11 protein-coding genes and 1 tRNA gene are annotated in these 16,075 nt (G+C 43.6%); 3 read left to right on the top strand and 9 right to left on the bottom strand.

Going from position 1 to position 16,075, the window contains the following annotated elements:
• Positions 1-67: 67 nt before the first annotated feature.
• The 3 genes from L1D50_RS00920 to pepA form a co-directional block, all read right to left on the bottom strand.
• On the bottom strand, positions 68-2,917 hold the full coding sequence (locus tag L1D50_RS00920; RefSeq protein WP_239965326.1) for a valine--tRNA ligase: 2,850 nt from the start codon (positions 2,915-2,917) through the stop codon (positions 68-70).
• A 20-nt stretch (positions 2,918-2,937) separates the two neighbouring features.
• Positions 2,938-3,384 (bottom strand): DNA polymerase III subunit chi, encoded by a 447-nt coding sequence (locus L1D50_RS00915; RefSeq protein WP_128728651.1) that lies wholly within the window; start codon positions 3,382-3,384, stop codon positions 2,938-2,940.
• Positions 3,385-3,774: 390 nt separating this feature from the next.
• Positions 3,775-5,286: a leucyl aminopeptidase gene (gene pepA, locus L1D50_RS00910; protein WP_239965325.1), complete on the bottom strand. Its 1,512-nt coding sequence runs from the start codon at positions 5,284-5,286 to the stop codon at positions 3,775-3,777.
• A 196-nt stretch (positions 5,287-5,482) separates the two neighbouring features.
• On the opposite strand from pepA, the gene lptF reads away from it, so the two are divergent.
• Together lptF and lptG are read left to right on the top strand one after the other, a co-directional pair.
• Positions 5,483-6,595 carry an LPS export ABC transporter permease LptF gene (lptF, locus tag L1D50_RS00905; RefSeq protein WP_239965324.1) on the top strand — a complete coding sequence of 371 codons (1,113 nt, stop codon included), beginning with the start codon at positions 5,483-5,485 and terminating at the stop codon, positions 6,593-6,595.
• Positions 6,592-7,659, top strand: coding sequence for an LPS export ABC transporter permease LptG (gene lptG, locus L1D50_RS00900; protein ID WP_162847799.1), 1,068 nt, complete (start codon positions 6,592-6,594; stop codon positions 7,657-7,659). The genes lptF and lptG overlap by 4 nt, the downstream gene beginning before the upstream one ends.
• Before the next feature lie 90 nt (positions 7,660-7,749).
• On the opposite strand, the gene L1D50_RS00895 is transcribed toward lptG, so the two are convergent.
• Positions 7,750-8,247: an RDD family protein gene (locus L1D50_RS00895; RefSeq protein WP_128728648.1), complete on the bottom strand. Its 498-nt coding sequence runs from the start codon at positions 8,245-8,247 to the stop codon at positions 7,750-7,752.
• 317 nt (positions 8,248-8,564) lie between these two features.
• On the opposite strand from L1D50_RS00895, the gene L1D50_RS00890 reads away from it, so the two are divergent.
• Positions 8,565-8,649: transfer RNA gene (locus L1D50_RS00890), tRNA-Leu, on the top strand.
• Between the two features lie 761 nt (positions 8,650-9,410).
• Here L1D50_RS00890 and L1D50_RS00885 read toward each other — a convergent pair.
• The 5 genes from L1D50_RS00885 to L1D50_RS00865 form a co-directional block, all read right to left on the bottom strand.
• Positions 9,411-10,697 (bottom strand): O-antigen ligase family protein, encoded by a 1,287-nt coding sequence (locus tag L1D50_RS00885; RefSeq protein WP_128728647.1) that lies wholly within the window; start codon positions 10,695-10,697, stop codon positions 9,411-9,413.
• Positions 10,698-10,734: 37 nt separating this feature from the next.
• Complete coding sequence (locus L1D50_RS00880) at positions 10,735-12,126, bottom strand: hypothetical protein (protein ID WP_138522123.1); 1,392 nt, start codon at positions 12,124-12,126, stop codon at positions 10,735-10,737.
• A gap of 11 nt (positions 12,127-12,137) precedes the next feature.
• Entirely contained in the window at positions 12,138-13,412 is a 1,275-nt protein-coding gene (locus L1D50_RS00875; protein WP_209319005.1) for a polysaccharide biosynthesis/export family protein, read from the bottom strand.
• 319 nt (positions 13,413-13,731) lie between these two features.
• Entirely contained in the window at positions 13,732-14,754 is a 1,023-nt protein-coding gene (locus tag L1D50_RS00870) for a glycosyltransferase family 2 protein (protein WP_138522120.1), read from the bottom strand.
• A gap of 19 nt (positions 14,755-14,773) precedes the next feature.
• Positions 14,774-16,006 (bottom strand): oligosaccharide flippase family protein, encoded by a 1,233-nt coding sequence (locus tag L1D50_RS00865; RefSeq protein WP_239965322.1) that lies wholly within the window; start codon positions 16,004-16,006, stop codon positions 14,774-14,776.
• Positions 16,007-16,075 lie beyond the last annotated feature (69 nt).

The following is a 16,075-nucleotide window of genomic DNA, read 5'->3' as shown; positions in this document are numbered from 1 at the left end:
AAAAAGCCGCAATATGCGGCTTTTTTAATTTTCGAAATGGTATAAAACCAGCCAAGATAGAAAGCGATTATAAGCTTTCTATCTTGGCTTTTTGTTCAAGTAGCTTCGTTTTTGCATCGCTAAACTCAGCTAACTTTGCTTTCTCTTTAGCAAGTACTGCTTCAGGTGCATTGCTTACAAACTTTTCGTTCGCAAGTTTTTTCTCAACCTGCTCAAGACCTTTTTCTGCTTTTTCAAGCTGCTTAGCAATACGCGCAAGTTCTGCTTCAACATCAATCAGGCCTGCCATTGGGATCATAATCTCAAGGTCGCCAATAAATGCAGTTGCACAAGCTGGTGCTTCGTCCTTGCTTGCGAGTAAGTCTACCGTTTCCAGTTTCGCTAATGCGCTTAAGAAAGCTTGGTTTTCTTCTAGACGACGTTTGTCATCTTCGCTTGCACCAGTAAGTAGCACGTTTAACGGCTTACTTGGGCTGATATCCATTTCACCACGAATGTTACGGATAGCGATAATAAATTGCTTCACCCACTCAAGGTCAGCCATCGCTTGCGCATCAACTTTGCTTTCGTCGAATACAGGGAACGCTTCAAGCATAATTGTCTTCGCTTCGACACCTGCGATTGGTGCTACACGTTGCCAAATGGTCTCTGTGATATAAGGCATTAGTGGGTGCATCAAACGAAGTAAGCCTTCCAACACGGTGATAAGCGTATGGCGTGTACCCCGCTGCTGCGCTTCATTGCCTTTAAATAGAATTGGTTTAGTTAGCTCTAGATACCAGTCGCAGAATTGGTTCCATGTGAACTCATAAATGGTGTTTGCCGCAAGGTCAAAACGATAGTTGTCCAAGTGCTCAGAGAACACCTTAACCGTATTTTGGAATTGGCCTAAAATCCAACGATCCGCTAGAGAATACACTTTTTCGTTATCGTTGAAGCCACAGTCTTGTTCTTCTGTGTTCATCAATACATAACGGCTAGCATTCCAAAGCTTGTTGCAGAAGTTACGGTAACCTTCAAGACGGTTCATATCCCAGTTGATATCACGTCCCGTTGACGCCATTGCTGCAAGAGTGAAACGCAACGCGTCAGTACCGTGTGCTTCAATACCATCGGCAAATGTTTTGCGCGTGTTTTTCTCAATTTTTGCAGCAAGTTGTGGCTGCATCATGTTGCCAGTACGTTTAGTCACTAGGCTCTCAAGATCGATACCGTCAATCATGTCTAGTGGGTCTAACACGTTACCCTTTGACTTAGACATCTTATCGCCATTTTCATCGCGAATAAGGCCAGTCACATAAACGGTCTTAAATGGAACTTGAGGTTTACCATCTTCATCTTTGATGAAGTGCATGGTCATCATGATCATGCGAGCTACCCAGAAGAAGATAATGTCGAAACCAGTAACCAAGGTATCTGAAGGGTGGAATACCTTTAGATCTTCTGTGTTTTCAGGCCAACCTAATGTTGAGAAAGTCCACAGTGCTGAAGAGAACCAAGTGTCTAGTACGTCTTCATCTTGTGTAAGTACTACGCTTGCATCAAGGTTATGGTTTTGACGAACTTCTGCTTCGTCACGGCCAACATATACATTACCTTCATTATCATACCAAGCTGGGATCCTGTGGCCCCACCAAAGCTGACGGGAAATACACCAGTCTTGAACATCACGCATCCAAGAGAAGTACATGTTCTCGTATTGCTTAGGTACGAATTGAATATCACCATCTTCTACCGCTTTTACCGCAGGCTCTGCAAGAGGAGCTACGCGAACATACCACTGATCGGTAAGTAGTGGCTCGATAACTACGCCAGAGCGGTCACCGTAAGGAACGGTTAGACTGTGATCGTCGATTTTCTCAAGTAGACCAAGCTGCTCAAACTCGTCAACGATTTGCTTACGCGCATCGAAACGGTCAAGGCCGTGGAAACGCTCTGGAATTGGGGCATCCATCGCTTCAAGTGGCTTACCATCAAAAGTAAAGCACTCACCCGTATTCAGAACAGCTGCGTCTTTGTTGAACACGTTGATCATTGGCAGCTCATGACGCTTACCAACTTCGTTATCGTTAAAGTCGTGTGCTGGCGTGATTTTTACGCAGCCCGTGCCTTTTTCCATATCTGCATGTTCATCAGCAACGATAGGAATGCGACGGTTGACGATAGGAAGTAGAATTTCTTTACCAATTAAGTCTTGGTAACGTTCATCGTCCGGGTTTACCGCAACGCCAGTATCACCAAGCATGGTTTCTGGACGAGTGGTTGCTACGATAATGTAGTCTTTACCATCTTTGGTGGTTACGCCATCCGCAAGTGGATAGCGCAAATTCCACATGTGGCCCTGCTTGTCTTTATTCTCAACTTCTAAATCAGAAATCGCAGTGTGTAATTTAGGATCCCAGTTAACTAGGCGCTTACCACGGTAGATTAAGTCATCTTGATATAGGCGAACGAATACTTCTTTTACCGCTTCAGACAGGCCGTCATCCATCGTAAAACGTTCTCTATCCCAATCTACAGATGCACCTAAGCGGCGTAACTGTTTAGTAATTGTGCCACCTGATTGGTCTTTCCATTCCCATATTTTATTGATGAACTCGTCACGGCCTAAATCATGGCGTGATTTACCTTCTTCGGCTGCAAGCTTACGTTCAACCACCATCTGAGTTGCAATACCTGCGTGGTCGGTGCCCACTTGCCATAGCGTGTTCTTACCTTTCATACGCTGGTAGCGGATCAAAGTGTCCATGATAGTGTCTTGGAACGCGTGGCCCATGTGTAGACTACCTGTGACATTCGGCGGTGGGATCATAATCGAGTATGCGTCACCATTGCCTGATGGCTTAAAGTAGCCATTTGACTCCCAGTCTTGATACAAAGACTGTTCAATATCTTGTGGATTGTAGGTTTTATCCATTACACAGAACCCTAAAAATGCTATTTCTCAATGTCTTCAGTGGAAATTGTTGCGCCAAGTGCACGAAGTTGCTTAAAGCGTTCTCGCGCGGCTTGCTTAGCGCTGGCTTCAACAGGCACAAAATCTATCACCTGTTCAAAGCGACGAATAAAGTCAGGGACGACCCGAGCCAGATTAATGAGCACGGGGCGACGAGCAGCAGGAGGCATAGTGCCAATTTCCACTGGTGCGCCGCCTTTGGGGCCTTCGCCTTGTAAGTTGTGGGGCACAAATCTGTCTGCGTCAAAACACCAAAGGTGCTCATCGAATAAATGAGCGTCGTCAGTATTATCGACGTTAACAAAGATACGGTGTCCAGCTTGATATAAGCTCGCCGCAGTTTGTGCTGCCAGATCAAAATGAGCCGGAACGCTAATCTCCGGCTCATCGTTTTGTTTTAACACGTAAAAGCGCGCTTTGATAGTCATGATAATAATACCAATTGCGAGGAGTACCGAGGTTTGCCTCAGGCTCCACAGCTGCTCAATATCTGTAATCTTATTTACCGTGATAGCGTAAACGAAGAAAATCAGTATGCGCGGCTTAGTTTAAAACTAAATATAGCGCCACTTAAATGCACATAAATAAGCCTGTATTCTGCCATATAAAGGCAATACCATCAATCAAGAAGCAAGAGAAGAAGAATAAAATATGGCAAGTGGTAGGAAGCGCTTGCTGAGGTGGTTTAGTTGTTTTGTCGTCTTAATTTGGCGCTGAATATAGTCGTGTGAAAAACCCGCTGCTACAGTTTGGGTTAACCTTGTGTAGCAGCGACTTTATGTCACGACCTATACTTATTATGAGTCGCGACTGGACTATTAATCTTGCTGTGTGTCCGTGATATTGGCGCGGTTAAGTAAATATTGCATCAGCATAGGAACAGGACGACCTGTAGCGCCTTTGTTCTTACCGCTGCGCCATGCAGTACCTGCAATGTCTAAATGCGCCCAGTTGTACTTTTTCGTAAACTTGGACAAGAAACATGCGGCTGTAATTGTGCCAGCTGCGCGACCACCTAAGTTCGTAAAGTCAGCAAATGGGCTCTCAAGTTGTTCTTGATAATCATCCCAAAGTGGCAGTTGCCACGCTCTGTCGCCACTTTGTTCTGACGCTTTTAGCAAATCATGGGCAAGCGGGTTATGGTTGGATAATAAACCTGTCGCATGGCTACCAAGCGCAACAATACATGCCCCAGTTAGTGTCGCAACATCGACAACGGTTTCTGGCTCGAATGCTTCAACGTAAGTGAGTGCATCACACAGTACTAAGCGTCCTTCGGCATCCGTATTGAGTACTTCAACGGTTTGACCTGACATAGTGGTTAAAATATCGCCCGGACGGTAAGCATCGCCCCCAGGCATATTTTCGCAGCCAGCTAAAACACCAATCACATTAAGTGGTAGTTGCATTTGTACGATGGCTCGCATTAAGCCAAGTACACCCGCGGCTCCGCCCATGTCGTATTTCATTTCATCCATCGCTTCGCCAGGCTTGATAGAAATACCACCCGAGTCAAATGTTAAGCCTTTACCTACGAATACGATTGGTGCTTGGCCTTCATCACCACCGTTATAGTGGATAACCGACATCACTGACTCGTTGCGACTACCACGACCAACCGCTAGGTATGAGTGCATACCTAACTCTTCCATTTCTTGTTCACCAACAAGATTAACCGTAACGTTATCAAAGTCTTCAGCCAGCTGTTGTGCTTGCTCGCCCAGATAACGAGGGTTGCAGATATTTGGTGGCATATTCGCAACGTCTTTACACAGTTTACTGCCTGCTGCGATAGCAAGACCGTGCTCAATCGCGCTCTCACCTATTGTTAATTCACGACGCGTTGGTACGTTAAAGACGATTTTACGTAGCGGGCGTCTAGCCTCGCTCTTTTTGCTTTTTAGTTGATTAAAAGTATATAGGCAATCTTGTGTGGTCTCGACCGCTTGGCGAACTTTCCAGTAAGTATCACGACCTTTAACATGTTGCTCAGTCAGGAAACATACCGCTTCCATTGAGCCAGTTTCATTTAACGTATTGATGGTCTTGGAGATAATTTGTTTGTATTGTTTATCGTCGAGCTCTCTTTCCTTACCACAACCCACTAACAAAACGCGTTCGCTTAATACATTTGGTACATGGTGAAGAAGTAGAACTTGTCCTGGTTTGCCTTCAAGATCACCACGTCTAAGTAAATTTGAGATATAGCCTTCGCTTATTTTATCCAGCTGTTCACCAATTGGTGAGAGACGGCGTGGCTCGTATACACCTACAACAATACATGCGCTACGCTGTTTCTCTGGACTACCACTTTTAACGCTGAATTCCATTGCGACTCCTGAGTCTTTGTCATGTCATTTTGAACTTTTTATGCCAGCACACTTTCCTACATTAAAGTCATGAATATACTTTAACCTTAGGTAGGATATTCCGGCGCATTGACATATAATAAAGTGACTAAAATAATCAGTTTACTCAATTTTTCCCACTATTCCAGTGAAACAAGACGTTTTATAGGGACGAACATTGCTTATTTTCCGCTATTTAACGGGTGAAGTACTAAAATCTCAGGTTGCGGTTTTTCTCACCTTAATGACAATATTTTTGTCACAAAAATTTGTACTCATTCTGAGCTCTGCGTCTGAAGGGAGTATACCGGGTAAGTTAGTACTTGCTATGCTTGCGTTGAAACTGCCACAGTTGGCCGGATATATTTTACCGCTTAGTCTCTTTCTTGGGATCATCTTAGCCTATAGTCGCATCTACGCCGACAGTGAAATGACGGTGCTGCGCGCTTGCGGGGTCAGCGAGTGGTATGTCGTTAGGGTGACTTTAGTCTCTAGTGTATTTTTTGCATTACTGGCCGCTTGCGTGAGTATGTATATTGCACCTTGGGCGAGCGAAAAAGAGTACCAACTAAGAGAGCAAGCCGATGCGGAATCGGGGCTATCTACTCTTAGAGCCGGTAGATTTCAGCAAACGGGCAATGAAAAAGCGGTGGTATTTGTTCACGGTATTAGCGAACAAGGCCGCGAATTAGACAAAGTGTTTGTGGCGCAATTGCCCGAGAAGGACTCAAATCAAGCCGCTCGTTTAGTGTATGCGCAAAAAGGTGAAGTGATTGAGCTTGATAGTGGTGAGCAGCAACTACTCCTTCATGAAGGTAAGCGTTACGAGACTGATGGCTTCAGCCAAGCACTTAATCGCACTGAATTTGGTACTTATCAAGTGCAAATTAAAGAACAAGAAATTGAACATCAGCGCCGTAAATTAGAGGCCATTCCAAGCTTACAGTTACTTGAAATGAATACACCAGAGGCCAGAGCACAATTTCAGTTGCGATTATCGGTGCCTATCTCCATTTTACTACTCACTTTACTTGCAGTTCCTTTGAGTGTGGTTAACCCAAGACAAGGCAAGTTTGCCAAGCTCGTGCCAGCGATTACCCTGTATTTGGGCTATTTTATTTTACTTAATGCAGGCAAGTTCTTGCTAGCCGAGGAAAAAGTGCCAGCCTCAGTCGGCCTCTGGTGGATCCACTTAAGTGTGCTCTTTATTGGCGTTTATTTAATTGCGAAAGGAAGACCTTTTGGAGTATGGGTTCGCTCGGTATTTATGAAACGGGAGACGACGGTATGATGAAGACGCTAGATTGGTACTTAGGGCGTAGCATCTTACAAACCACAGGTTTCGCGCTATTAGTTTTTGTTGGGATCAATACGCTTATTAAATTTATTGAGCAGCTGCGTTCGGTTGGTCGTGGCAGCTATGATTTACTCGGTGCTATGCTCTATACCATATACAGCATGCCAAGCGATATCGTCGTGTTTTTCCCTATGGCTGCGCTGATAGGCGGCTTGATCGGCTTGGGTGCACTTGCTTCAAGCAGTGAGCTTATTGTGATGCAAGCGGCAGGGTGGTCACGTCTTCAAATCATTATGTCGGTGATGAAAACGGCAGTGGTACTGGCGTTACTGATGATGGCGCTTGGAGAGTGGGGCGCACCAAAAGCGGAGCAAACCGCAAAACGGTTAAAAAACGAAGCAATTTATGGTGGTGAAGTCTACAGCGCTCAGCGTGGTGTTTGGGCGAAAGATGGCGGCAATTTTATTAACATTGGTAATGTTGAAAAAAACGGTAAGCTTAAAGATATCGCAATTTATTATTTCGATGACTCACTAACTCTAGCAAAAATCGTACGCGCTCAGTCGGCGCAAAGCATATCTAACGGTTGGCAATTACAAGACGTGGAAGAAGTGCATATCGATCAACAGCAAATTACAACGCATTATTCAAAATCAATGCTCTACGAGTCTGAATTAAGTGAAGACAGGCTAGGTGTTGTATCGATAGAGCCCGATGCTTTGTCTTTTACAGGGTTATGGTCATTTCTCGCTTATCTAAAGCAAAATGAGCAAGATTCAAGTAGCTATGAACTCGCGCTGTGGCGTAAGGTGATGCAGCCGCTGACGATTGGGGTAATGCTGCTGGTGGCTTTGTCATTTATCTTCGGGCCACTGAGGACGGTGAGCATGGGCGCGCGGATTATTATGGGCGTGGTAACAGGCTTAGCTTTCCATCTGAGTAATGAAATTTTTGGCCCTATCGTGATGGTATATCAAGTGCCACCGGTGGTTGGCGCGTTAATGCCAAGCTTGTTATTTATTGGGCTGGCTATCCATCTGTTGAAGAAGCAAAATTAACGTTATGAACTAAGTAAAAATGGGCCTCGTATTGAGGCCTATATTTTTTATGAATATGGGTAGTCAATAAGCTGCTATTTGAAGCTTAGATTAGTCTAAGCTGTTATACACCTTTTTATTTTCCTCTTTGCTTAGTACTACCACTTCAGTGCCACACAGCATGTCTTGGAGCGCTCTTTTCTTTTTAAAGTCTAACAACACAATTAGGTTACCCAGTCCTAGTAGCGCGCATAGGCTACGAGCGATTGCTTTTGGCCAGGTTAACAATGCTCCATCGGGGGTTTGCACTTTTAAACGCCACGCGCGCATACCGATAGTTTGGCCGCTCTTAGTCCAAAAATAAGCAAAAAATAACACCGAAACCAACACCAATAACGTGGCTCGGAGTGTATATAAGATAGGATCCGCTTGGATAAGCGCCGATACGTCTTCATGATTGCCGAGCGCGAGCACGTTAACTGAAATTAAGGCATTGATGGTTAGTAAAAATAACACGGTAGTCAGCATTGCGAACGCGATGACCACTAAGCTGTCGTAGATAAGTGAAGCCAAGCGACGGCTGAAATTCGCTGGAGCAAAATGTGACATAACAACTCTCATAATTACAAGGTTGCGGAGTATTTTACACATAAACCGATAAAACGTTTACTGAATTACGTTAACTAATGGATTAGCAACATCTTATCGTCGTCGTTTTAGCAGGAATAAAGTTGACTTTAGGGCAATATTTAACAACGTGTGCGCAAATAACAAGCAGTTAACGCCTTATTGCAAAAAAATTACTTGCCGTTCTTAATCGCCTTTGTATAATGCAAAGCATAGAGACGAAGGCAAATAAAAAAAGCCTGAGCTCAAAGTGGTTTTTCTTTATTTTCTCTTGTTTTAGAAGATGAAAGAAAAATTATGCCAGTGTGATGGAATTGGTAGACATGACGGATTCAAAATCCGTTGCCTTCGGGCGTGGCGGTTCAAGTCCGCCCACTGGTACCACTTTTTATAACCCTAACCGATTGGTTGGGGTTTTTTTATGCCTCGAATTGTAGGTCGAGATTTATCTCGACGAATGAATTGGCCTTATCTCAATGGATTGGTTTATCTCGATAGACCGTCTTTGCGGTACTGGACTTGGTCGCCACGCGGGTGGCGCTAATACAGGTTAAGAGTCCGCCCACTGGTACCACTTTTTATAACCCTTGCTTTTTAGCAAGGGTTTTTTTATGCCTCGAATTGTAGGTCGAGATTTATCTCGACGAATGAATTGGCCTTATCTCAATGGATTGGTTTATCTCGATAGACCGTCTTTGCGGTACTGGACTTGGTCGCCACGCGGGTGGCGCTAATACAGGTTAAGAGTCCGCCCACTGGTACCACTTTTTATAACCCTTGCTTTTTAGCAAGGGTTTTTTTATACCTCAAATTTATGCTTTGAAATTATGGCATCGGACTTGGGTGCCACGCGGGTGGCGCTAATAAAGGTTAAGAGTCCGCCCACTGGTACCACTTTTTATAACCCTTGCTTTTTAGCAAGGGTTTTTTTACGCCTCAAATTGTAGGTCGAGATTTATCTCGACGAACGAATTGGTCTTATCTCAAAGGGTTGTTTTCTCTCTACAGACCAGCCTTTTGGAGCTGGACTTGGTCGCCACGCGGGTTGCGCTAATACAAGTTAAGAGTCCGCCCACTGGTACCACTTTTTATAACTCTAACCGATTGGTTGGGGTTTTTTTATACCTCGAATTGTAGGTCGAGATTTATCTCGACGAATTGGATTTATCTTTCTCAGAAAACGCAAAGCCAAACCATAGTAGGGCTGGCCAAAACAAATAAGAAAGAATTTCTAAATTTTCGAAAAAACTGTAGCAGATGAATACGGTTAGCAGGCAAAAAGCGATTTGAGAAGTCTTTGACGTTTGTGCATGCCATAAAAAATAAAGTGCGGAAATGATCATTGGAATCGCAAGCGCAAGCGCCCCGACAATCCCTTTAACAAATAGTAAGCCATACCAGCTATGGTGAGATCCTATAGGCATAAACTCAACCATTTTGGGCCCTCGTTCGACAATCCCATGTCCCCAGATGGGAGCTTCCATCTGCCAGCGTTGAACGGCAATATTAGCGAGAGCTTGCCTAACGCGCGTAGAACCTGGTCTTTGTTGTTTTACGGCTTCATAAGAGTCCATGACTGCATTATAAATTGGTTCTCCCAACAATAACGCAGTCGGAACAATTACTCCGAGGCAAATCAGAAGCCAAGGCTCCTTTAATTTATCACTAAAAATAACAAGTGGAAAAAGCATTATGAAAATAGCCATACCAGCTCTAGATTGTGAAAGCAGTAACATTGCCCAACATCCAGCAATCGCCCATCGGCGTATTTTGGTGTTTTTTTCCTGTAAGCAAAAAACCAAATAAATACATGCCATAAAGCCAGCAGCAGGAGCCCACGGGGTGAAAAAACGCCACCGTCCAGCTCCTGTTTCCGGGTTAATACCATAAAAGCTCACCATAAAAAAACTTTCACCAGGGCCACCAATCACTTTCAATGGAGAGAGAAAAATATCTCCCGGTAGCTTCACTACATAGAAAGCGATAGAAACGATGGCGAAAATAAATGTGTGAATAGCAACAATACAAACACCGCGAATGACAACTTCTTTACGGATCTTCGCTAAGTTGGCGATTAAAGGAAAAATAGCGAGAAGAGCCCAGCCTTTCATCCACCCTATGGAGGATTTTATTGTTTGTGGCAAACCTAATGACCACTCACTGTGAGCGATAAGCAAAGCGATTAGCATTACTGCCATCGCGCATACCCAAATCCATACTAGGGGGGCTACAGGAGGATATTTTCGATTAGTTTGTACGTACATACGCAAGATAATAACTAAAATAATTATCCACCCGATAACAGATCCCATAACGTATAACATGCCTAGCAAGAACATTGGATAAGTAAGTACCAGTCCTGCCCAAACAAGCATTTCTTCTGTGCTGATGAAATGTTTGTCCTTACCCGGTAGAGCCGTTTTCAATAACATCGGAAGCTCCTTTTGTTGTTATTGGGGAAAGCGTGAACTATTCCGGTTTTTGTAGAATAGCCGACACTATCTCTCTGCGCTTGTTGACCATTAGCATACCCATCGTTAAGAAGATCATCGCGGCTAAAGCTGCAGCTATCGCTAAGCTTTTTTTGGGACTGCTGGCATTGATGGAAACTGATGGTGGCGTCATTAACTGGATGACAGGATAAGAAGCAAATACATCGGCTTTACTTGCTTCTAAACGTGCAGCTGCTGACGTAAATACTGCTTCCGCTAAGTCAAATTCTCGTTCTAGACGATCAAGCTCCGCAGCTTCTCTGGCATAAACTTTTATTTTCTCACTAAGTATCTGTACTGAGTTTTTTAAATCCGCTTGCTTTGCTTCAATGCCTTTTTTTGCAGCAAATGCGCCAATCAGATCTGCGAATAGCTGCGCGCGGTTAGGATTACTTTCTAAGTCCATTGTCTGAAAAGCATGAGCTGCATGAGGTCCAACTAAACCTTCAGAGCGGATCCGCAAGGCTTGCTTTGATTGCTCGAATCTTGCGAGCTCAGCTTTTACTTTAGGATGTCCTTCGTCCCACCGAGAGCGATACTCACTCAGTTGCGCTGAGGATTCAGTTAGCTCGGATAAGTAGGCCCGAAACTCGCCATCAGATTGCAGCGCAAATGCTTGTCCTGCCATTGAGGGTGAAACACCTAGGTCTACACTAAGTTGAGATACATAGTATTCTGAGCGGCCAATTTCGGCGTTCATCATTACAATTTGCTCTTTTAAATTAGCAAGTGTAGCTATGTGTTGAGTTAGTTGATCTGTGGATACCAACAAAGAGCGTTGCTGGAAATCGGTGATATTGTTTCTGGCGATGTTTAGGCGCTCGCGATACTGGTCGAGCACTGCTTTTATGCTGTCATCTCTACGTGCGACTTCATCCGCCCTTAAAAACTCGAGTTGGTTTTGGAGCGCATTAAATAGTGCCCAAGCTTTTTGTTCTGCGAGTTTAGCTGAGCTGGCGCTGATCTCGACATTGAGAATAGAAGTTTGCTCGGTCAGTCTTACTTTTGGACGACCAAAAGTTTTAATATCCAGTTCCACAGCAGTAGCTGCACTTTCAAGTAAATTTCTGCTCATTAACATTTCTTTGTAGTTTACTCTTGGGTTATAACCTTTCCCAAATGGCGCGCTAGTTGATGATACGACTTGACCAACGTCATCCAATGAAACATTGCTGTTGGCGCCAGTTCCAGGCAACACCATATCAAAATCGCTGCTGTACTTTGGAGGCAGTTGCAAATAGAAAACCACCATTAATGCGATCACACAGTAGCTTATTAAACAAGTTGCTAGGTAAGGTCTATGAAGAGTTCGATAAACCAAAGCTCTAAAGCGACTATACGAGGTTGTTGTTTGTACATAATTACCCATCACAAACCCTCCTAATTTAGCGCCGAAAATGGAGCGACTAAGTCCAGTAAGGTGCCTGCGATGTCTCTCAGGTTTGTGATGTCAGAGTCATAACAGGCAATAGCATCGTTAGGCATGACGTAGGGATTGATCAGATCCCGATAGGGCATTCTCATTAACTGTTCAACGGAGCGCTCTATAACTTGCGTCTGGCCAGTAATTGGATTGTTACTTACCAAAGCAACGCGTCTAGGTGCATTGGTGTACGCCTTGCCACCTACGCAGTTAGCAGAAATAGCGGCTTGTAGAAGACGTGTACCATAAGGTAAGTTGCTAGAAAATCGCCCGATCGCAGCATTTGAGTTACTCATAGCTGAGTCGATTAGATTAGACATAAAAACCCTAAAGCCCTTTGGCGTTATTTGCGAAGGTCTTACTAAATGAGGTTGGAAACAGCCTGTACTAGGCACTATCACTTGGTCGCCTGCCATTAATGCGTAATCCGTAACAGGCTGTCCGGTGAGAATTCCGCTGAGATCAGCTTCGATTTGCCAACCTTGTCTGATCAGAATAACTTGATCCAGTTTTGCATCGGGTCGTATGCCTGCAGCGGCTCTTATAGCTTCCGATAATAGACGCTGATTTGAGTAGTCGCCTGACGCATCTATCCGCTCTTCCATTACTTGCTCGGGTAGCGCTGAATTGATGGTGACTCGTCCTGGTTGAAAAACAGCGCCAGAAACAGGTACCTCTATCGCAGCCCAATTGAGCACTTTGACACTTACATCAATAGTGTAGGCTTTGAATATTTTGGCCTTAGTCAATGCTAGCTCTAACTTTTGCGCAAGTTGGTTGCTAGTTAAACCCGAAGCTTTTATCGCCCCTGCAACGGGTAGAAAAATAGAGCCTGTGGTGTCAAGAATATAGCGGCCATTGAAGCCCTCACCGTACTCCATATGTAATTCAATTAAATCTCCAGGGCTTAGTGGCAAAGAGTGTAATGAGAATGAAGTTGTTACTGCGCCTACCGTTTGTTGTGGTCCCTGCAAAGTCAATGGTTTATCTACTCGGAAGTTTGCTGGGGCTGCGAATTGTTGTAGAGCTGTACAGTCGATGTTGGTCGCAAACACTGAGCTGGCCTTTTGGTGCTTGATTGCCTTGCCAGAAGCATTGGGATAGCCATAAAATTGCATGTCCTCATCTTCTAGCTCTATCAATGCTGCGTTATTTGCACATCCTAACAATGCCCCACCCATGACGGATGTAATTAAAACTCTAAGCCAAGCTGGTTTATATACATGTTTCATAGTGGGCTCCTTGTGGATTCGGTCACTTACTAGACTGCATTAGTCAGGCCAAGTTGTTTTTTACACACCATAAGAAAGAGTATAGGTAATGAAAACTATATTAAGCTATGCAAGCACGTGATTTTAAATCAATATAAATCAGTAGGTTGTATATCAATCTGTATTTAACTAGTGCTCTAATCATGCTGCTTGAAGTTCAAGTTGATATTCACACTATTATGCTTAACATGAGATCTATATTAGTAACTATATGCGGAATTTAGAGATTTGCATTGCAAAATGAAAAAGGCCAGCGACGCTGGCCATAGAGTCGTGGAGGTTAAGCTGTCGTGCGTTTTTGAAGTAGACCTATAGCGCGCATAGTTAGTCGTTCGATAGCAGAGTACAACGTGTTTGGTAAAATACATAACAGTGAGCAACACCAAGTTAATACTGTTCTGCTCGGTTCTTCAGAAAGTATTCTCCAGTTGGTCCATAGGGCTTGGTGGATTAACTTCAATGCCTGAACCTTGTTTCTTGATTGTAATGCTCTTCGACTCAAATATCTCAACTGATAGGCTTGGGCTAATGAACCAAATTTTTTAAAGAATGAAGGGTGCTTTTGACTATTTTTTTCAATCGCATATTGCCAACTAGCAAATTGCTTAGTTAGATTGGCTGATAAACCAGACGCATTTACTCGATAGAAAGTCAGCGGCTCTTTAATTCCCTCAAATTTCCACTGTGTGTTGAGTGCAATTCGTAGCCATGTCTCGATATCTTCCGACTGCTTTAAGCTCTCATCGAAATACTGACGCCAACTTTTAGTGCCGTCATTGAATGCGATTTGCTCTAATACATCCTTACGAATGACTGGTGCAGAGCCATTTCCAATGGGGTTTCTGCACAATATCGTTTTGGCGCTAATATTTTTGAGTGAGGGAAACTGACCAATGCCTAAAAGGGCACTTTGCTCGTCAACGAATAAAGAAGAAGAGTAACTGACACCAAGGTCGAAGTCTCGATCTAAATGACGTACGTGCTTTTCAAGCTTTCTGTGATCCCAAAAATCGTCAGCATCAAGAAAGGCGATGTATTTTCCCTTTGCAACCCTTATACCTGTATTTCTAGCGCCTGATAAGCCTCTGTTTTGTTGGCGCACTATATGAATACGCGAGTCTTTGTAGTCTTTTAAGTAGTTTAACGTATTGTCAGTACAGCCATCATCGACGCAAATAACCTCAAAGTTCTTGAATGTCTGATTTAAAACAGAGCAAATACACTCGTCAATGTACTTTTCAACATTGAACATAGGAATGATAACGCTTACTTTTGGGCATGCTTTCTTTTTTGAACTTTTCATAGAAATCTCCGGTAAGGTTTTAAGCTGGGTTAGGCTGTAGATATCTTGATGTGATATCAGCTAAAGGAAATAGTAACCAAACTACGCTGCCAGTTAACAAGGTTGCAGCAAGTTGAGTGGGTGAATTGGGCATGACAATCGCAATACTAAGTAGTGACACGAATAGTGCGTATCCACAAAAGTGGCAATCTCGTTTGTATTGTGCTTCGCTTCTTAAAAATGTGGTGTAGGTATCGACCCATACTGAGCTTACAGCAACAAGACACAGTAACGATGTGGTATCAAAACTATTTTGCCATTGTGATGAAAATAAAATTGGTACATATACAGGTACGGCCAATGCTTGAAGCATGAATATGGACGACACTGCAAACGTTGTAATAAAAATAACCTTGTGGCCATTACTATTTTTTAGTGTGCGGCGACATATTATTGGATACAGTGCACTGGTGTATGCTTGACTTATAGACATAGCCAGTCCGATCCCTGCGCTCTTTGCAAAGCTGTAGATCCCAAATAGCTCTGGTGTTAATAGCCGTGCAGCGATAAAGGTGTCCATATTTATTCTCAATGACCGTAAAATCTCACTGATAGCGAGTTGTGATGAAGACTTAAGTAACAAACAAAACGTATCTTTGTGATAACTCAATTTGTGCGAGACGCTTGGGACCAGAGAAAAACAAATAAACCACAGTAGGGCAAAACACCATTTGGCTATAACAATAGCCATCATATGCGCATCAAAATACAGTGCGATCGCGATAGTGATGTTTTCAACGATAATGCAAATGCTACTTATCAAGCTGAATAAGCCCATTCTGTGACTACGTTGCAAAAGAAAAACACGTGTACTTACTGCTGGAAAAGCAAGATAGGTGAGTGCCATTAGGGCAACCAAAGCAAAAATGTCGTGCTCCGGAAAGGCCCATTGCGCACTCCATCCTATTACGATTTGAATAAGGCACAGTAAGCTGCAAAGTAGCCACTGTATTAACAAGCCATTTCCTAGGAATAAAGGTAGTGCTTCATCGGAAGCGCGAATGATCTGAACGCCAGCGCCAGACCTAAGAAGTAAACGAAGTACCTCATGAATGGTTAGCGCTAACATCACTGCACCATACTCGGTGGGGGTGAAATAAACCGCCATTGCCATAATACTGAAAAGCCGAGAACCTTTAGCAACGATTTCAGCACCAACCAAATATGAGGTGTTGGATACGAGTATGGTTGATGTGCTTGTTTGGTTGCTCATAACTGTCAGCCTTTAGAAATGATATTTATACAGTTCCAAGAAGCATGCCAAACAGAGTCTAAATAATAT

The sequence above is a fragment of the Pseudoalteromonas sp. Isolate6 genome (assembly GCF_022398435.1).
In the GTDB taxonomy this organism is placed as follows: Bacteria; Pseudomonadota; Gammaproteobacteria; order Enterobacterales; family Alteromonadaceae; genus Pseudoalteromonas; species Pseudoalteromonas galatheae.
Note: the sequence above shows the minus strand (reverse complement) of the source record. Positions and strands in the feature narration are given on the sequence as shown.